This is a genomic window from Pseudovibrio sp. FO-BEG1 (genome assembly GCF_000236645.1).
Lineage (GTDB): Bacteria > Pseudomonadota > Alphaproteobacteria > Rhizobiales > Stappiaceae > Pseudovibrio.
Genome location: NC_016642.1, coordinates 314,395 through 333,787 on the forward strand (window position 1 = coordinate 314,395; position 19,393 = coordinate 333,787).

At 51.2% G+C, this 19,393-nt stretch carries 15 protein-coding genes; 8 read left to right on the forward strand and 7 right to left on the reverse strand.

Features of this window, described 5'->3' with window-relative positions; translation table 11 throughout:
• Positions 1–60 precede the first annotated feature (60 nt).
• Positions 61–576 (reverse strand): 3-hydroxyacyl-[acyl-carrier-protein] dehydratase FabA, encoded by a 516-nt coding sequence (gene fabA, locus PSE_RS01575; protein ID WP_008550291.1) that lies wholly within the window; start codon positions 574–576, stop codon positions 61–63.
• A 372-nt stretch (positions 577–948) separates the two neighbouring features.
• Here fabA and irrA point away from each other — a divergent pair, with 372 nt between their 5' ends.
• Positions 949–1,380: an iron response transcriptional regulator IrrA gene (gene irrA, locus PSE_RS01580; protein WP_008550507.1), complete on the forward strand. Its 432-nt coding sequence runs from the start codon at positions 949–951 to the stop codon at positions 1,378–1,380.
• A gap of 16 nt (positions 1,381–1,396) precedes the next feature.
• On the opposite strand, the gene nth is transcribed toward irrA, so the two are convergent.
• Entirely contained in the window at positions 1,397–2,116 is a 720-nt protein-coding gene (nth, locus tag PSE_RS01585; protein ID WP_014283264.1) for an endonuclease III, read from the reverse strand.
• Between the two features lie 100 nt (positions 2,117–2,216).
• On the opposite strand from nth, the gene PSE_RS01590 reads away from it, so the two are divergent.
• Together PSE_RS01590 and PSE_RS01595 are read left to right on the forward strand one after the other, a co-directional pair.
• Positions 2,217–2,726, forward strand: a complete 510-nt coding sequence (locus PSE_RS01590; RefSeq protein ID WP_208608890.1) for a DUF2244 domain-containing protein — start codon at positions 2,217–2,219, stop codon at positions 2,724–2,726.
• Positions 2,727–2,877: 151 nt separating this feature from the next.
• Positions 2,878–3,789, forward strand: a complete 912-nt coding sequence (locus tag PSE_RS01595; protein WP_014283266.1) for a bifunctional helix-turn-helix domain-containing protein/methylated-DNA--[protein]-cysteine S-methyltransferase — start codon at positions 2,878–2,880, stop codon at positions 3,787–3,789.
• A 79-nt stretch (positions 3,790–3,868) separates the two neighbouring features.
• Here the strand turns inward: PSE_RS01595 and trpB are convergent, their stop codons facing one another.
• Complete coding sequence (trpB, locus tag PSE_RS01600; protein ID WP_014283267.1) at positions 3,869–5,083, reverse strand: tryptophan synthase subunit beta; 1,215 nt, start codon at positions 5,081–5,083, stop codon at positions 3,869–3,871.
• Between the two features lie 15 nt (positions 5,084–5,098).
• Positions 5,099–5,815 carry a phosphoribosylanthranilate isomerase gene (locus PSE_RS01605; RefSeq protein ID WP_008550692.1) on the reverse strand — a complete coding sequence of 239 codons (717 nt, stop codon included), beginning with the start codon at positions 5,813–5,815 and terminating at the stop codon, positions 5,099–5,101.
• 219 nt (positions 5,816–6,034) lie between these two features.
• Between PSE_RS01605 and PSE_RS27280 the strand changes: the two genes are divergently transcribed.
• Positions 6,035–6,205: an SH3 domain-containing protein gene (locus PSE_RS27280; protein WP_008550568.1), complete on the forward strand. Its 171-nt coding sequence runs from the start codon at positions 6,035–6,037 to the stop codon at positions 6,203–6,205.
• A 60-nt stretch (positions 6,206–6,265) separates the two neighbouring features.
• Here the strand turns inward: PSE_RS27280 and PSE_RS01615 are convergent, their stop codons facing one another.
• Both PSE_RS01615 and PSE_RS01620 read right to left on the reverse strand, forming a co-directional pair.
• Positions 6,266–9,820 (reverse strand): hypothetical protein, encoded by a 3,555-nt coding sequence (locus PSE_RS01615; RefSeq protein WP_014283269.1) that lies wholly within the window; start codon positions 9,818–9,820, stop codon positions 6,266–6,268.
• Positions 9,821–10,069: 249 nt separating this feature from the next.
• A complete protein-coding gene (locus tag PSE_RS01620; protein WP_014283270.1) occupies positions 10,070–12,352 on the reverse strand; it encodes an NADP-dependent malic enzyme in 2,283 nt (760 codons plus the stop codon).
• A gap of 140 nt (positions 12,353–12,492) precedes the next feature.
• Between PSE_RS01620 and mutS the strand changes: the two genes are divergently transcribed.
• Positions 12,493–15,228, forward strand: coding sequence for a DNA mismatch repair protein MutS (gene mutS / locus PSE_RS01625; RefSeq protein ID WP_014283271.1), 2,736 nt, complete (start codon positions 12,493–12,495; stop codon positions 15,226–15,228).
• Between the two features lie 705 nt (positions 15,229–15,933).
• Here the strand turns inward: mutS and PSE_RS01630 are convergent.
• Positions 15,934–16,710, reverse strand: coding sequence for a class III extradiol ring-cleavage dioxygenase (locus tag PSE_RS01630; protein WP_014283273.1), 777 nt, complete (start codon positions 16,708–16,710; stop codon positions 15,934–15,936).
• Between the two features lie 201 nt (positions 16,711–16,911).
• Between PSE_RS01630 and dut the strand changes: the two genes are divergently transcribed.
• The 3 genes from dut to cysK all read left to right on the forward strand — a co-directional run bounded on the left by dut (position 16,912) and on the right by cysK (position 19,289).
• Entirely contained in the window at positions 16,912–17,370 is a 459-nt protein-coding gene (gene dut, locus PSE_RS01635; RefSeq protein WP_014283274.1) for a dUTP diphosphatase, read from the forward strand.
• Positions 17,371–17,389: 19 nt separating this feature from the next.
• Positions 17,390–18,067 (forward strand): HAD family phosphatase, encoded by a 678-nt coding sequence (locus PSE_RS01640; protein WP_014283275.1) that lies wholly within the window; start codon positions 17,390–17,392, stop codon positions 18,065–18,067.
• Between the two features lie 256 nt (positions 18,068–18,323).
• On the forward strand, positions 18,324–19,289 hold the full coding sequence (cysK, locus tag PSE_RS01645) for a cysteine synthase A (protein ID WP_014283276.1): 966 nt from the start codon (positions 18,324–18,326) through the stop codon (positions 19,287–19,289).
• Positions 19,290–19,393 lie beyond the last annotated feature (104 nt).

A 19,393-nucleotide genomic window follows, 5' to 3' on the forward strand; every position in this document is an offset into this window, starting at 1 on the left:
ACCAAATTCCAAAAAAGGGTTCGTCATTCCGCATGACAAACCCTCGCATAATTTGATTACTTATTTTGCTTCGTCTTGAAACAGACCAACGCGCAGGTCTTTCGCAACAAAGATAGTCTCACCGTCAGCTTTCACCCAGCCATCAGCGATTGCCAGTTTCAGGCGGGAGCGCATAACGCGCTTCATATCAACGCCAAATTCCAGCATTTTTACGTCAGGAGTAACCTGACCTGTGAACTTTACTTCACCGGTAGAAAGCGCACGACCACGACCAGGCTCGCCCAACCAGCCAAGGTAGAAGCCTGTCATCTGCCACAGAGCGTCCAAGCCGAGACAGCCAGGCATTACAGGATCACCCTGGAAGTGACATTCAAAGAACCAGAGATCTGGATTAATGTCGAATTCTGAACGGATTACACCTTTGCCGTGCTCTCCACCTTCCTCGGAAATCTCAGTGATGCGATCAAACATCAGCATAGGAGGAAGTGGCAGCTGTGCATTGCCTTGGCCAAACAGCTCACCGCGACCACAGGCCAGCAGAGCTTCTTTATCGTAGCTTGAACGCTTCTCGTGCATTCTATTCCCGCATAATTTGTCGTTTGTGTTAGGCCAGAAAACGTAGGGTTCACCTTACCTAAACGTAACGATGGTTCTAAGTATTAACTGTTCGGGCCTTCCTAACACACGAACCCGAAGATCGAAAGAGCGATGTATGTGAGTTTGCGTGTGCTCAATGTACGCAGTTGTGTTAAACTTATACTATTCTTATTATTGTTATAAGCAGTCCGGTTATTCCTGCTTGTTTTTAGCTTGATGTATCAAGGGTTATGTTCCCTTATATTGAGAGTGCTTGGGTGCAGGTCAATAGGTTGCTTTTAATCTAATGCTGGTAGAATTGGTGCGTAGGTGTTAAAACATCAGCACCCTAAAGAACTAAAGTAGGAAAAAATGAGCTCGCAGATTGCTAACGATCATCAAGATGTAACAGGGATGCTAAGAGACGCAGGTCTACGCCCTACACGTCAGCGCGTTGCTCTGGCTGAGCTTCTTTATTCTCAGGGTAATCGCCACATTTCGGCGGAAGTCCTTCACGAAGAAGCTATCCTCGCAAACGTGCCTGTTTCCCTGGCAACAGTTTACAACACACTTCATCAGTTCACCGAAGTTGGTTTGCTGCGCGAAGTTGCTGTTGAAGGAACAAAGACTTACTTCGACACCAACACCTCTGAGCACCACCACTTCTTCCTGGAAGATGAAAACCGTGTGATTGATATTCCGGACAGTGGCCTGACATTGGACAACTTGCCAGTACCACCTGAAGGAATGGAAATTTCCCGCGTGGAAGTTGTTGTTCGCCTTCGCAAAAAGCAGACGCACTAAGCGCTTCTGCTTTTAGTCAGGCAGCATTTTTCAAAATTTTCTCTTTGCTCTTGCAAAGGTCATAGATGATGCAGCGGTCACAAGCCGGTTTGCGTGCCTTACAGATGTAACGGCCGTGCAAAATGAGCCAGTGATGCGCATGCTGCATGAAGTCCTGCGGTATCACCTTCTCGAGTTTTTTCTCGACATCCAGCGGTGTTTTGCCGGGGGCAAGGCCGAGCCTGTTCGCAATTCTGAAAAGATGTGTATCAACCGCGATTGTTGGCTGCCCAAAAGCAATATTCAGCACAACATTTGCGGTTTTCCGGCCAACGCCCGGTAATGCTTCCAGCTCTTCACGTGTCTGAGGAACCTGCCCACCATGCTGCTCAATCAGCATTTGCGAGAGCAGGAACGTGTTTTTCGCCTTGTTCTTGTAAAGCCCAATAGTCCGGATTTCTTCGCGGATCTTGTCCTCACCAAGTGCAACCATCTTCTCAGGCGTATCTGCAATCTGGAACAGATGCTTCGTCGCCTTGTTCACGCCAGCATCAGTCGCCTGAGCTGACAGTACAACGGCCACCAACAGTGTGAACTCATTGGAATGGTTGAGCTCTCCTTCCGGTTCCGGGTTGTCTTTTTCGAAGGTCGCAAAGATCTCGTAAATCTCGGCTTTAGAATACCTTGATCGGGAAATCGGCTTTTTGCGTGTACTGGAAGAAGATGCAACCTTCTTTGTTTTGGTGGCGTCAACCATAGGACTCTCGAAGGAAATAAGTGACTTTGCGTAGGCTCTGAAAGCTCTATACTCTGAAGAGATAAAGAGTAGCAATGAAACAGAGTGCGAAATAGCACCAATGCCCCATGATCTTCAAAAGCGGGAGCCTTATCCCCCTTTCTTTCAGGCTGTTCTAACCCCGCACCGCTCACTATCTCGCCGAGGCGTGAACATCGTTCTCTGGTGCGCAGGCCTGATTGTGGCTTTTTACTCGATTGTTCTGGTCCTCATGGGCCTCTGGCCCGCACCAATTCTGCTTTCCCTACCCATCTTATTCCTCTGGCTTGCCTTCCGGCACAACTTCGCAACCGCTGAAACCTATGAAGAAATCAGCGTTTCCCCGTTGGAAGTCAGGCTTAAGCACGTCACCTATAAAGGCGAAGTGCAAGAGTACGTGCTCAACCCGTTTCACATGAAACTCCATATTGAGCGGGACGATGATGTTGGCGTGACACGCATTCTGGTACGTTCTGACCAGCTGTTCCTCATCGTTGGCTCATTCCTGAATCCGGATGACAGAACCAGTTTCGCCGCAGCCTTCTCACAAGCTCTCCATTCGGCACGACACCGGGGCTTCGATAACGCTTAAAGCAAAGGCATACTCGCGTTTCGGGTGGCTCTTCCGCTAAGGATCATCTAGATTTCACGCAATCAGAATGAAATCTTTTGCGTATTGCCGAAAAGCGGACACCGGTTTTCGGATAAGATGCGCGAAGAAAGCTTAAGAGCCGAGACCTAAGATGTTTAAAGCAGCAAATCTCGCAGATGGTGCGTTTGTAGAAGACAGTTCTGCTCTTGAAGACTACCGCGTCGTTCAAAAAACCCTTCAGGGCATCTCGGAAAACTGGAGAGAACAGCCATCCTTGGAAGAACTCGCACATAGTGTTGGCCTGCAACCAATTCAGCTCCAACGTGTGTTCTCAAGATGGGCCGGCATCACTCCAAAACAGTTTCTGCAGGCAATCACCATCGATCACGCCCGCGGTCTCCTGCAAGATTCAGCAAGCATTCTCGAAGCCTCTCTTGAAGTTGGTCTTTCTGGTCCAGCACGCCTCCACGATCTGTTTGTAACCCATGAAGCTATGACACCCGGTGATTATAAGCGCCGTGGAGCCGGGGTGAAGATCAGTTGGGGCTTCCACCCCTGCCCGTTTGGCCTCGTACTCCTGATGGTCACTGAGCGCGGTCTGGCAGGCCTCGCTTTTGCAGATGCTGGTGAAGAGGCAAAAGCTCTCTCAGATATGTGTGAGCGTTGGCCCGCAGCTGAGTTTGAGGAAAACCAACAGCTCACCGCGCCTTATGTTTCGCGCATCTTTGAGCCGAATAAATGGAAAGAAGATCAACCACTTCGCGTTGTCTTCATCGGAACGGACTTTGAAATCCGCGTCTGGCAAACACTCCTGAAGATCCCGATGGGTAAAGCCACCACCTACTCGGAAATCGCCAGCAACCTCGGTAACCCAAAAGCCTCTCGTGCAGTGGGCACAGCCGTTGGCAAGAACCCGTTGTCCTTCGTTGTCCCATGCCACCGTGTGCTCGGTGCGAAGGGGAATATGTGCGGCTACCACTGGGGCATCACCCGCAAGCGCGCCATTCTTGGCTGGGAAGCCGGTGTCTCTGGCGTTCTTGATGGACTAGCCGCAACAGGCTGATCGTTTCACATCCGATTCAAACGGTACGAATAAAAAAGGCGAGCACTTGGCTCGCCTTTTATCATGAAATCATAAGAACTTACAGGTCAAAGCCGAGGAGCTTACCGACGGTGAAGACGTCCTTATCACCGCGACCACAAAGGTTCATAACGATGATTTGGTCTTTGTCCATCTGCGGCGCCATCTTGATAACCTGAGCCAGCGCGTGGCTTGGTTCCAGAGCCGGAATGATGCCTTCAACACGGGTCAGCATCTGGAATGCATCCAGAGCTTCTGTGTCAGTCGCAGGAACGTAGTTCACACGGCCAGTATCTTTCAGCCAGGAGTGCTCAGGGCCAATGCCTGGATAGTCCAGACCAGCAGAAACGGAGTGTCCTTCAAGGATCTGACCGTCATCATCCTGCAGCAGGTAAGTGCGATTGCCATGCAAAACGCCCGGCTTACCCGCATTCAAAGATGCGCAGTGTTCCTCACCTTCCAGACCTTTACCACCAGCTTCAACGCCGTAAATTTCAACGGAAGGATCATCAAGGAATGGATGGAACAGGCCAATCGCGTTGGAACCACCACCAACAGCAGCGACAAGTGCATCAGGAAGTCTGCCTTCCACTTCCATAAGCTGCTTTTTGGTCTCTTCACCAATCACTGACTGGAAGTCACGAACCATTTCTGGATAAGGATGCGGACCAGCAGCTGTACCGATCAGGTAATACGTGTCTTCCACGTTGGTCACCCAATCACGCAGCGCTTCGTTCATCGCATCTTTCAGTGTACCCGCTCCAGCAGTAACGGGAACAATTTCAGCGCCCAGAAGCTTCATGCGGAATACGTTTGGCTTCTGACGCTCAACGTCTGTTGCCCCCATGTAAACCACGCAAGGCAGACCAAAACGCGCGCAAACTGTAGCAGTTGCCACACCATGCTGACCGGCACCGGTCTCAGCAATAATGCGGGTTTTGCCCATACGCTTAGCCAGTAGGATCTGGCCAATACAGTTGTTGATCTTGTGCGATCCGGTGTGGTTCAGCTCATCGCGCTTGAAGTAGATCTTTGCGCCGCCCAGCTCTTCAGTCAGGCGTTCAGCAAAATACAGCGCAGATGGGCGACCGGTATAATGGGTGTTCAGGTTTTTCAGCTCTGCCGCATATGCCGGATCAGCCTTAGCTTCGTTGTAAGCCTTTTCCAGATCCAGGATCAAAGGCATGAGCGTTTCAGCGACGAAACGACCCCCAAAATCACCAAAGTGGCCGCGATCATCCGGACCGGAACGCAATGTGTTGGCTTGCTGGTTCATTAACTCTTCCCAAATTCACTCGGCAACGCTGCGCACTTCACGCACAAAAGCCTCAATCAACTCGATGTCTTTAACGCCCTTCTCGCGTTCTACGCCGGAAGACACATCGACATCACTCACACCGGAGATAGCCAGGGCTTCACGGACGTTTTCAGGGCTTAGGCCACCAGAAAGCATGATAGGCTTTCCAAGTTCTAGGCCTTGTAGCAGTTTCCAATCAAAGCTGACACCATTTCCTCCCGGAATTTCGGAATTTTTTGGTGGCTTCGCATCAAGCAGAAATCTGTCTACCTGCGGAATATAGGGCTTAAGTGCCTCAACGTCTTCTGCGGTGGAGATGCCGAAGGCCTTCATGACGGGAACACCAAAGGTTTCACGCACTTCCGCGCAGCGCTCAGGGCTCTCACTGCCATGCAGTTGCAGAACATCCGGCGCTATGTTGTCGACGATTTCCTTCAGTCCCGCATTATCCATATTCACGGTAAGCGCGACAATCTTCGTTTTGCCACGCACATGGTCTGCCAGCTCTTTCGCCTGCGCGATGGAAACATAACGCGGACTTTTCGGAAAAAAGACAAATCCGATCATATCGACTTGTTCTTTCGTAACCGCGTCCGCAGTTTCCTTTGTAGAGATGCCGCAGATTTTTATCGTAGCGGAAGAGACCATATTTGCACCGTGTTCAAGCAATACCAGAATGACCGTTAGACCAAAATAATCAGGGTTTGTCACCCTGTTCTGGTCATTATATGGAACCTGAAACGGACAGGACCAATGAGAAAATCTGGAGTTTATCGCGGTAGTCTAATGACTCTTGGTATATGTGGCGCGCTCGTTGCCTTTGCAAGCAGCCCCTCCGCGCAAACAGTTTACCAGCACCAACCGCAAGTGCCCATTGGATTTAATCAGGGATGTGCAGGTACCTATGCAGTTAAGCCTCTGAAATCAGGCGTGCTTAACCTTCGTACCGGTCCCGGAACCAACTACAATGTCGTTGGCCGCCTCATTTCCAACCAGGCAATCAACATCGTCGACTGCAAAGGCAACTGGCTTGGCATCCGTGACCCACAAACCTCCGAACAAATAGGCTGGGTCTACAAAGGCTACATGCGCCGCGTTTAAATGATAGAGTGAACAGTAGAATGCAATTCATTGAACTGTTCACTCTTTAAGAATCCCGAGTTATAGCGCTACCTGTTTCTCAAAATGGATAACTGGCAAGCGTGTTCCCGAAGACTTTATATGGTTGAGGCAGTATTCAACCGGGTCCATCTTCGTTGCTGCAGAACTGGTGCTGTTCACTAAATACCAGTCCCCCTCTTCCACTTGACGGAAAGCTACATAATGGCCGCCGATATTAATCACGAACCGGTCTTCACCAGAGTTGACAACATGACTGAGTAACTCACGGGCAATATCTTCTTCTGCGGGTGTTTTTGTGTGTTCAATGTAAGTAATTTGCGGGTCTGGCAGGCCAAGTTTTTGCTGCTGTGCCTTCAATAACTCTAGCCCCACATCTGCGATGCTGCCTTTGTTGCTGATATCCTGAAGAGGGTCAGTCTTGTAGAGTTTCTTATATTCTTCTGTCGCAACCTCGCGAGCGAGCTTTTTGGGGTCCTTCTGATGCTCTTGTCGCAGAGTTTTTACTTTGCGTTTAAGAACACCTGATGCGTACCGCAAGAACTCTTCATCGGTCTTGCTTTCATAAGCTTTCAGGTGATTGACGAGGCTTGCATCCAGCAAATCATTTTTGTCCGTTGCTTGGAAGCCGAGGCAGGCATTAATGGCGTGTTTCAAGCAAAACTGCCCTTCCTGCACCTCACAGAAAAACTGCGGATTTTCACCACTCGGCTTTTTGCGTGCATCTACATTATTGCGGATGCCCGGTGCACGATTGGAATATTTGACCTGAATCTGGCGGTTTTCATCCGCAAGCATTTGCAGCTCTGCCTTTGCTCGGCCCAGAGCTTTGAGGATCTCATCAATCTGGCTAGTCTGGCCCGTTTTTGCCATTTCTTTTAACTGTGCAATCGACAACCTGACAAAGTTTGCTTGCTCATCAAAGATCTTCAACTTAGCTGAGTCTTTCACGTATTTGCGCATTGCTGAAAGCTTCGAGGCGAGCTTCTCTGTATCCTTAAAGGAAACAGCGGGGGCAGCATCAAGTCGGGCCTGCTTAGCTGCTTCTTGCTCCTGTTTGCGTTTCGCAAGTGCTTCTGCGTTTTGTACTCGCGCACGATTTAGAATGGTATTTAACTGATCTCTGTGTTCTTCAAGAGATGCCATTACAATTGATAGCCCATCCAACTGGTCTGCATTGATGCATCTTTTTGCTTCTGGCATTGCGAATTCAAACAGAACTTTAATAGTTTGAAACTCAGCCAGCAGTTCTGGGTCTTTAATCAATAATTCTTGTCGCAAGAACACGCTCTTGCTAGCGTCCAAAGACTCATACTGCTTCAGATAGTCTTCACGCGTTTTGCTGACTTGGGCAATCTCAGGGGGTTGGCTTTGTTCATTTGGCTGTGCTCCCTGTTTCGCAAAATCCTCGATGTTTGCGACTACACTTTCGAGCTCAGATAGCCTGTTTTCAGCATCTTTAAGACGATTTTCTTGTATCAAATGCTCTGCTTGGCTACTGAGCTGCTCCCACACCATTTGGTAAGTCAAAAATGTATTTTGAAGAGACTGATCAGGTAATTGAGGGTTTCCTACCATGGCTTTGTTGTAGCGCCCGATCAACTTTTGCAGTTGGGCCTGGCAAGTATTCAACGAAGCTTCCAGAACCGGATCAAGTTCGGGTTGTCTGCCTTGTTTTCCTTCGGGCTGAGTAGCAGATGAGAAGGCATTCTGAGCACTGTCTTCCAAACTTTGGACGACATTCTCAAAGTCTTGTAATCTTGATTTCGCATCCGCTGCATTACCGCTGGCAATCAGTGCATCAATCTGACTCTCAAACTCCTCGGAAATGACTTTGAATGTCAGAAATTCATCGTGTTGAAATTCCTGCTGAAATTGAGGCTTTTGTGCTACAGCACTGGCTCGACGGGCTGCGAGTTGGTCCAGTAGCCTTTTACAATCTGCCAAGGCAGCTTTCTGTTCATCGTCACCAGCCTGGAAAGTGTCTAGCTCAATTTCAGAGACCTTGGATTCTTGCTGATGATCAGTAGAAACTTCATCTTGGTTTTCAGGTGTCGAGTGCGCAGATTCCAAGAACGCAATCATTGATTTAATTGCATCCTCACAGGTAGCAAGTTTGCCCCGTGCTTCTTGCAGTTTTTTATCCGCAACGTACTGCAGCCCTTCGGTTATATAGGTCTGAGCTGCGCTGCTATATTGGGCAAAGCTGCTTGCAAGAGCTGAGTCTTTTATTTCAGCTCCTGCCTTCAAAACTTCATTGAGGTTTGCTTGAGCCTCATCCAAAGATCCCATGCAGCCAGCAAGGGCTTTGTTTAACGCATTCTGGGCTGCATTTTTTGTGGCTGAGTCAGGACTTGACCGTTTTCCTTGAGTTGGATTAGCTGCTTGTTTTTCTGCCGCTTCTTTTGCGCTAACCACGCAATCTATCAGCGTTTCGGTCAAGTTCTTGAGCGTAGCTAAGTTGGCTGTAATTGCCTCCTCAGAAGAACGTCCATTCCCTTCAATTAGATCCTCTGTTTCTGCAAGTAAGTTGATTGCAACTTGATAGTTCTTTTCAAAATCCCGTTTGAGAGCTTTATCAGGAACTTCATTTACCTGCTGATAGCAAGACTGGATTTCAATCCGTGTCGTTTTCAATTCCCTGCTAAGGCTCGGATCAACGGGAATAAATTTGACGTAACTTTCTGCTTTCTCAACCAGATTACCGAGAACTTTCAACTCAGCCTGGCAGGCATCAAGTTCATGTCGTTTGAGTGAGCCTTCAATCTTCTTAATTTGCCCTTTTGCTTGCTTTGAAGAATCTGCGAATGCTTTTTGCTCTTGAGGGGATTTAATGGTCTTGCGAAGTCCATTGGCCTCTGAAAGACGGGTATTAGCGTCTTTAATCACCGTTTTGATACTCTCGGTTTCGCGAACAGTCTGCTTCTGCATTTCAAGCACTTGCTGCACGCCTTGTAACTGTGCTTCAGCATCAAACAGCCGCTGGTCAGCACCTGCCACATCGCCGTTTTTTACCAGACTGGTGACGTATGTCATTGTCGACGCAGCTTGCTTGAAGAGTTGATCAAATGAGGTCTTCTGGTCTTTTGAAACGAGGATCTTCCGCTCAGCCTTGTAGCCTTTCAACTTTGCAGAAAATTCCGTTGCTCGTTGTTGCAAAGCTTGAAGTGGATCAACATGCGGTGCTGCGTTTTCAGCGTTTTGCTTACCATCAACACCGTTTTTCTGCTGCTCTGTAGCCCTACTCTTTCCTACCAAAATTCCAACACCATCAACGAGTGCTGCGATGTCATCGAGCGTGCTGTCCGCATCAAGAAAGTTGCCTGCCTGCAAAAGATCATCTGCGTTTTTCATACGACTTTGAGTTTGATCACAAAGACTATCAAACGTCTGAACTTGAGCATCTGACTCTAGGGTATGTTTTAGTGCTTTGTAGCTTGTAAGTTCCGCTTTGTATTGAGCAGAACGACTTTTGCAGTGAGCCTCAATCGAAGCAGGTGTCGGGTCGCCGTCATACTCATCAAATGGCCATGAGTTGTGTTTGTAAAACTTCTGTGCCCATTGGTATTCAGCAACTTCGAGCGTACCCTTAGCCATAGATCGACTCCCAACTTCAGCCTTTTCCTGAGGCTATTCTTGTTGGGCCAACAATATCTATAAATATGGAGCCAGCTCGCATGCATTTGGGGGCACGGTGAAGAGAGATTTGAAGTCTTCAGGCGAATTTTTAAAGAGATGTAATTTCTAAAATTGTGATTTACAGGAAGTGTAGAACATTCAGTTGCTTAGGGAATAAAAAAGCGCCGCAGCAGCGACGCTTTTCTTGATCTCACAATTCCGTCAGACCTAGGTGATATTGTAGGCTGCAATAGCTGCCATGTTGAAGATCTCACTGTCCTTTGCACCCATAGGCACAATTTGAACCGGCTTATCCATACCCACCAGCAGTGGTCCAATAAGCGTTGAGCCACCAAGCTCTTCCAGCAGCTTTGTTGCGATGGAAGCAGAGTGGAATGCTGGCATGATCAACACGTTCGCCGGACCATTCAGACGGCAGAATGGATATGCCGCCATCTTCTCCATGTTGAGCGCGATATCTGCGCCCATTTCACCATCATACTCAAAGTCCACCCGGCGGCGATCAAGGATCTTCACTGCTTCCTGAAGGCGCTCTGTTCGCTCGCCCTTAGGATGGCCGAATGTGGAGTATGCCAGCATAGCCACACGCGGTTCAGAACCTAGACGGCGAGCAACGTGCGCTGCCTCTTCCGCAATATCCGCGAGTTCCTCAGAAGTTGGCATATCGTGAACAGCGGTATCAGCCACCAGAACGGTTTTACCCGGTGTCACAACAAGCGATACACCAATCACACGGTGCCCGGGCTTGGTGTCGATACAGCGACTGATGGTTTCCAGCGCAACGGAATAGTTTCGTGTCGTACCCGTTACGACACCATCTGCGTCCCCTCGCGCAACCATAATGGCTGCCCAATAGTTACGGTCATTGTTGACGAGGCGCTGGCAGTCGCGCTGCAGATAGCCTTTGCGCTGCAGACGAGAGTACAGGTACTCGGCATAATCTGCGTTGCGGGTGGAGGAACGTGCACTGTCCAGACGAATACCCGGACGGTTCACATCAATACCGGCAGATGTCGCGTTTGCGCGGATCTCATCCTCACGACCAACAAGGATCGCTTCACCCAACCCTTGAGCAACAAAGGCAGAGGCCGCACGAATAACCGCCGGTTCTTCACCTTCCGCGAAAACAATCCGTTTCGGGTTCTGGCGAACCTTGGAGATAATCCGCTGCAGCGTACCTGCAATCGGATCTCGACGACCCTGAAGTTGAGCGCCATAAGCATCCATGTCCACGATCGGGCGACGCGCCACACCGCTATCCATCGCCGCTTGCGCAACAGCCTGCGGAATGCGAGAAATCAGGCGCGGATCAAACGGTACCGGGATGATGTATTCGGGACCGAAACGAGGACGGCTACCGCGATAAGCTGCTGCAACTTCATCAGGAACATCCTCACGAGCCAGCTCTGCCAGTGCCTGCGCACATGCAATCTTCATCTCGTCATTGATGGTTGTCGCATGAACATCTAACGCGCCACGGAAGATGTAAGGGAAGCCGAGAACGTTGTTTACCTGGTTCGGATAATCAGAGCGTCCGGTTGCAACAATCGCATCAGGACGCACTTCCTTGGCTTCTTCCGGTGTAATCTCCGGGTCAGGGTTCGCCATCGCAAAGATGATTGGGTTCGGCGCCATGGACTTGACCATGTCAGGCGTCAGTGCACCCTTAACGGACACACCAAAGAACACGTCTGCCCCATCCAGCGCGTCTTCAAGCGTGCGCTTGTCGGTCTTTACAGCATGAGCGCTCTTCCACTGGTTCATGCCAGCTTCACGACCCTGATAAATCACGCCCTTTGTATCGCAAAGAAGAACGTTCTCATGTGGAACGCCCATCGCTTTCACCAGTTCAATACACGCGATACCCGCCGCGCCCGCGCCATTACAGACAACCTTCACGTCTTTAATGTCGCGATCCGTCATGTGAACCGCGTTGATCAGGCCAGCTGCTGCAATAATAGCGGTGCCGTGCTGATCATCGTGGAACACTGGAATATCCATGATCTCACGAAGGCGCTGCTCGATGATAAAACAATCCGGTGCCTTGATGTCCTCAAGGTTGATACCACCAAAAGAAGGGCCGAGGTGCTTAACGGAATCGATGAACTCTTCAACGTTCTGAGTATCCACCTCAAGGTCGATGGAATCCACGTCCGCAAAGCGCTTGAAGAGGACAGACTTACCTTCCATCACTGGCTTTGAGGCCAATGCGCCAAGATTACCAAGGCCAAGAATTGCGGTACCGTTGGAGATAACGGCAACCATGTTGCCTTTGGTGGTGTAATCGTAAGCCCGGCTTGGGTCTTCTGCGATTGCCAGCACAGGAACAGCAACGCCCGGGGAGTAGGCCAGGCTCAGATCGCGCTGAGTAGCCATTGGCTTGGTTGGCGAAATTTCAAGCTTGCCCGGTTTTCCTTCATTATGGAAGGCTAACGCGTCTTGGTCAGTAAAGCTGACCTGCGAGCTTGCTGTTTTATCAGTGGTTGGCATGCGAAAAATTCCTCACCCTCAAGCGCAGTGTTCTTTTCAAATATCACTGGACGACATTATCCCCGTAAATTCGCGTTCTCAAGCTGTGAACTAAACGGACACGGGTGAAACACATAGAACCATTTGCTAGTGTCTGCGCCATGACTACAGCAGATATTGAAAAGCCTTCCCCAGCAAAAGGCCGCGTCACACCCATGATGGCGCAATATATTGAGATCAAGACAGCCAATCCGGATAGCCTCCTGTTCTACAGAATGGGCGACTTTTACGAGCTGTTCTTTGAGGATGCGGAGATCGCATCTCAGTCCCTCGGAATTACGCTCACCAAGCGCGGCAAGCACAATGGTGACGATATTCCGATGTGTGGCGTTCCTGTGCATGCTGCTGACGACTATCTGCAAAAGCTGATTGGCCTTGGCCACCGTGTTTCTGTCTGTGAGCAGACGGAAGACCCGGCAGAAGCCAAGAAACGTGGTTCCAAATCTGTTGTTCGCCGCGATGTGGTGCGTCTTGTAACCCCGGGTACGATCACCGAAGATCGTCTGCTGGATGCAAAGCGCAACAACTTCCTCGCTTCCCTTGCCCGCGTCAAAGGCGGCAGTGCGGCAGACGGCAATCTTTACGGCCTCGCCTGGATCGACATGTCCACCGGCATGTTCCGAGTGGCCGAGAGTGATGATGTGCGCCTTGCTGCTGATTTGGCGCGTATTGACCCTTCCGAACTGGTGCTGGCAGATGCACTGCTGCAGGAAACAGAGTTGCGAGCGACAGTCGAAGGACTTGGCGCTGCCCTTTCTCCTGTTCCGCGCACGTTCTTTGATGGCGCAAATGCTCAGGATCGTCTCTCCACCTACTTCTCCGTGGGCACGCTGGATGGTTTCGCCAACTACACCCGTGCTGAGTTGATCGCCGCCAGTGGTATTCTGGCTTATATCGACAAGACCCAGCTGGGAGAGCGCCCTCCTCTGGATCCGCCAGTGAAGGAAGCTGCGGCTGGCCAGTTGCTGATCGACCCGGCAACCCGTGCCAACTTGGAACTGACCCGCACGCTTTCTGGCGAGCGTCGTGGCAGCCTGCTGTCTGCCATCGACAAAACCGTCACTGGGGCAGGTTCCCGCCTGTTGGCAAGCCGTCTGGCTGGTCCCCTTACGGATCCGGAACAAATCCGTCACCGTCAGGATACCATCGCGTTCTTCGCATCGGACACCATGCAACGCGAAGATATTCGCGGCCTGCTGAAGTCCGCGCCGGATATGTCCCGCGCCCTGTCCCGTCTTGCTGTGGACCGTGGTGGCCCGCGTGATCTGCAGTCCATCGCGTTTGCGATGAAGTCTGCACGTGAAATCGCTGGCTTGCTCGCATCCGGTGGTGCTTATCCGCAGGAAGTCGGCTTTGCCGTGCAAAAGTTGGAACAGGCGCCGCATGCTCTGGGCGAAAAGCTTGGCATCGCAATTGCTGAAGAGCCGCCGCTCCTCAAGCGTGATGGTGGCTTCGTCGCGCCGGGTTACAATCCGGACCTTGATGAGCTCAAAGCTCTGCGTGATCAAAGCCGTAAGGTTATCGCCCAGATGCAGGCTGATCTGGCAGAAGAGCTTGGCATCCGCTCCCTGAAGATCAAACACAACAACGTGCTTGGCTGGTTTATGGAAGCGCCGACTGCGCAGTGTGATCCGATGAAGGATGACCCTGCCCGCTTTATCCATCGCCAAACTATGGCCGGCGCTATGCGCTTCACCACCACCGAGCTGGCGGATCTGGAAAGCAAGATCGCTAGTGCTGGTGAACGCGCTCTGGCAATCGAGCTGGAAATCTTCAACGAGCTGACTAAAGCCGTCGTTGCTGCAGGTGGTCTCATCAAAGCCGCTGCAGAAGCGCTGGCTATTCTGGATGTGTCCACCTCGCTAGCCGTTCTGGCAGAGGCGGAAAATTACTCTCGCCCAACCGTTGATGGCTCACTGGCCTTCACCATCGAAGGTGGCCGTCATCCTGTTGTTGAGCAAGCTCTGCGCAAATCCGGCGAACCGTTTGTGGCCAACAATGCCAACCTTGGCCCGCAGGAAAACTACGAAAACGGCCAGATCTGGCTGATTACCGGTCCTAACATGGCCGGTAAATCCACCTTCTTGCGCCAGAACGCTCTGATTGCTGTGCTGGCGCAGATGGGTAGTTTCGTTCCTGCAACGAATGCGCACATCGGCGTGGTGGACCGCCTGTTTTCTCGTGTTGGTGCAGCTGATGACCTTGCAAGAGGCCGCTCAACCTTCATGGTTGAGATGGTGGAAACCGCTGCGATCCTCAATCAGGCAACCGACCGTTCGCTTGTTATTCTTGACGAAATCGGCCGCGGAACGGCAACGTTTGACGGTCTTTCCATCGCTTGGGCGGCCATTGAGCATCTACATGAAACCAACCGGTCCCGCTCACTCTTCGCGACCCACTATCATGAAATCACAGCGCTTTCGCAGCGTTTGGAGCGTCTCAACAACGCAACCGTTCGTGTGAAAGAGTGGAAGGGCGATGTTGTCTTCCTCCATGAGATCGTCGAGGGCGCCGCAGACCGGTCCTACGGTATTCAGGTGGCAAAGCTTGCTGGCCTGCCGAAAACCGTTGTCAGCCGTGCGCAAAAGATCCTGAAACAGCTGGAAGAGCAAGACACCAACAAGCCTTCTGAGAAGCTGTTGGATGACCTCCCGCTCTTTGCCTCTTTCTCCCAACCGCTGGAAACCATTCCGGAGCCGGAAGAAGAAGAGAGTTTTGTGTCCAATGAACTGGTGGAACTGCTGGATAGCTTTGATCCGGATGATATGACACCACGTCAGGCGCTGGAGGCGCTCTACGCGCTTAAGCAAAAGCAGAAAGAGCTGAGCTCGAATTAATTTCGGGCTTGAAAAGCACAAACAGCTTTAGCACCGCTGGAGATTTCCGGCGGTGTTTTCATGTGAAACCCGATAATCGGGGTGAGCAAGGCGGCAGGCAATACCTGCGCTGTTTGTTAAGTTAGTTTCTTCGGCATTGGCTACTCGCCTTGCCCGGGCTTTCTTGGGATGAACAACGTCGCCTCTTTTGCCTATAAGGCACGATAGCCGGTTTCCCGGAAAGATGGTGGCTTATCCAAACACGTTTCCATGCCCGAACAGTTCCTCCGTCTTTGACAGACACATCAGTAAAAGCAGGTTGTCCCTGCAGGTACATCAGCGTCCGTCACCGCGTGATACCCTATATTCCTGGGCCCTTCCCCTCAAACCATGCGGCCACGTTTGAAGTTCGGTTCACCGGACCACCGAAAGCTGCGTTACCTCTTCCGATAGCCCCGCCCAGCCTACGACAAACTGACGGTCGCTCCGCCAGCAGCCCGTTACGTAGGCATGGGTTTAGCATGGACACACTCTGAAGGCAGGAGGATAAGTTTTTGGGCAACCCGCCTCACTCCTCGGTGTCATCCCGGCCATCGAGCCGGGATCCATACTCTCTTGCCTTGCTAATTCACTAAGGCCTCAGTCAATCACTGATGGGTCCCGGGTCTGCGCTGCGTTTCGCACGGGATGACGCCGAGAGATGCACTTTACGCAATCTCTGCGCAGCTACCTGTTACGAAACCGAAATGCACTCATGCTGATGGAGCGGTAAGTGAAGCTCTCATGCAGTTTTTCGCCATAGGCATGCTCGCCCGCAGCGCCATAGGCCACCAGAAGCGGAAGGAAGTGCTCATCGGTTGGCAAGGCCTTCTGATAGTATTTGTGATTGCCGGAGGAAAGCAGAGCGCAGGTCTCCCCTTGTTCGACCAGCTCAGTGATCCAGTGGTCAAACTCCAGAGCCCAGTTCGGCGCGTCACCGCTGCCGCTAACCTCAGAGAAGTTATGCGTTAGCGCGCCACTACCGATGACAAGGATGCCCTCTTCCGCCAACGGAGCCAAAGCCCGCCCAAGATTGAAGCTTTCTTCGCTGCCATAGGAGTACGGCAGGGATACCTGAACTACGGGCACACCCACGTCAGGAAATGCCAGAGACAAAGGCACCCAGGCGCCGTGATCCAATCCCCACGTGTCATCTTCACGCACATTCAGGCCATAGCGCGTGATGGCCTCATGCACGCGGGAAACAAACCAGCTCTCAGCAGTCGCTTCGTACTGCATCTCATAGAGTTGGCGTGAGAAACCTCGGAAATCGTGAATGGTCTTCAGCGGCCCGGCAGCATTGATGCTCAACCGTTCTGTTTGCCAATGAGGTGAAATGACCAGTAGAGCCTTTGGCTTACCTTCTGATTTCTCTAGGTTTTTGAGAAACTGATGAGCTTCCAGCTCAGGTCTTATTGCGAGATCTGGTGCTCCATGTGGTAAAAAGAGAGGCGATTGTTTCATGTGAAACGCTTTTTGTTTCGGTTTGTTGATGAATATCCTGTTTCTTGCAGTGTATTACATCAATGAAACCTAACCAATCTCAGTAAGGCTGATAGGACTGTTCACTAAAACAAGCATTATCCATTCAGTCAGCCCAACGGAATTTCACGCGACCTCTGGAAGAAGCATGAAACACCTGCTAGATAGAGGAGCTTTTTATCAATGGGCCTCTTCATGACACGAACACTGAAAATTACGCGCCTTCCCCATAGCGAAGGATTGGAGCTTCCTGCTTACCAAAGCGCAGAAGCTGCCGGGCTGGATCTGCAGGCTGCCAATGAAGAGGCAATTACGCTGCAACCGGGCCAGCGCGCCATGGTGCCAACAGGCCTTTCTATCGCGCTGCCATCTGGCCATGAAGGTCAGGTTCGCCCTCGTTCCGGTCTTGCTGCCAAGCATGGCGTGACCGTTTTGAACACGCCCGGCACCGTTGATGCGGACTATCGCGGCGAAGTGAAGGTTATTCTCATCAATTTGGGTGAGGAAGCTTTTGTGATTGAGCGCGGCATGCGTATCGCGCAGATGGTTGTTGCGCCAGTGACTCAGGTGCAGATCGAAGAAGTGAAAGAGCTGGAAACCACCGAGCGTGGCGCTGGCGGATTTGGTTCTTCAGGCCTCTAAAGGAATACAGGGAAGTAATATGAAGCCGGAATTGGTGATTTTCGATTGTGATGGCGTTCTCGTCGACACCGAAACCATAGCGAATGAGGTCCTCTCCGGCTTCATGAAGGAAATCGGCCTCGATTTCTCGCCTTTGGATTGTCACCACCGCTTCACCGGCACCGCGATGGACACCATCAAGGAAGAAGCCGAACGCCTGAGCGGCAAAAAACTTCCCGATGATTGGGCTGCACAGGTGCGCAAAGCCGATCTGCTCGCATTTGAAGCTGGCATTGAGCCAATTCCGGGTATTCTGGATGTGGTCGCACACCTGAAGGCAGAAGGTATTCGGTTCTGTGTTGGCTCCTCAGGCCGCTACGAAAAGATGCAGATGACCCTTGGTTCCTCTGGTCTTTGGGAGACCTTCAAGGATGTCCTCTACTCCGCGCAAGACTGCAAGATGGGCAAACCCGCGCCGGATATCTTCCTCTACGCCGCTAAAGGCATGGGCTATAAGCCAGAGCAATGCGTGGTGATTGAAGATAGTATCGCAGGCATCAAGGCCGCAAAAGCCGCAGGAATGCGCGTCTTCAACTACACCGGCGATGCAAATGCAGACATCGAGCAAGCTAAAGCGCTTGGCGCGATCACCTTCGGTCACATGTCTGAATTGCCAGCGCTTCTGGGCCTCAAATCTCTGGATGAAACCGCAGTTTAAAGGCTGCGTGTTTCAAGCCACGTTCGATCCCTGCAAAAGACGATACTAATTCCGCAATCAACTAGAAACGAATTCTAAGAAATGCGGAATATTTATCTCTTGTTTCTACATCTGGCAGTTTTCGGGGTTTTTGAAACCTCGAAAACCCTCGATACACTTCCTACATTTCAGTGAGGATTTTGATGAGCCCGCCTTCGGGATTCTGACGGGGGGACAGGGCTCAATCTCACTGGATAATTGTATAAAGGGGATTTCGATGAGCACTTCCAAGCCGGGTCGTGGAAAAATTTACTCTTCCATCACTGAGACTATCGGAAACACACCAATCGTACGTCTGGATCGCTTGGCGAAAGCTCACGGCGTAAAAGGCAACCTGTTGGCCAAACTTGAGTTCTTCAACCCAATCTCCAGCGTGAAAGATCGCATCGGAGTTGCAATGGTTGAGGCGATGGAAACGGCAGGCAAAATCATTCCTGGCAAAACCACTCTGATCGAGCCAACATCAGGTAACACCGGTATCGCGCTGGCATTCGTCGCAGCTGCGAAAGGCTACCGCCTGATCCTCGTGATGCCAGAGACCATGTCCATCGAACGCCGCAAGATGCTGAAGCTTCTCGGCGCTGAGATCGACCTGACTGAAGGTCCAAAGGGTATGAAAGGTGCTGTTGCACGCGCTGAAGAGCTCCTGCAAGAGATCCCGGATGCCGTGATCCCACAGCAGTTTGAAAACCCGGCCAACCCTGAGATTCACCGCAACACCACTGCGGAAGAAATCTGGAACGACACTGACGGTAACGTTGATGTGTTCGTATCCGGCATCGGCACCGGCGGTACCATCACCGGTACCTCTCAAGTCCTGAAAGAGCGTAATCCAGCGCTTCACGTGGTTGCTGTTGAACCTGCCGACAGCCCGCTCCTGTCTGGTGGTCAGCCAGGTCCGCATAAAATTCAGGGCATCGGCGCTGGCTTCGTACCGGGCGTACTCGACACGGCTGTTTATGATGAAGTGGTCACCGTTTCCAACGAAGACTCCTTCGCACTCTCCCGTGAAGTTGCGAAGACGGAAGGTGTTCCGGTCGGCATCTCTTCTGGAGCAGCACTGAAAGCAGCAATAGAAGTTGGCAAGCGTGATGAGATGGCTGGCAAAAACATCGTCATCATCATCCCAAGCTTCGCAGAACGCTACCTCTCCACGGCTCTGTTCGAAGGTCTGGAAGCGTAAGTTCTGGCAACAGTCCGAAACAAGTTAAGGGAGGCATTGGCCTCCCTTTTTTGTAAGCTGCTTCGTATTGACTGCTGACAGAAACCCAATGAATATTGGTTCAA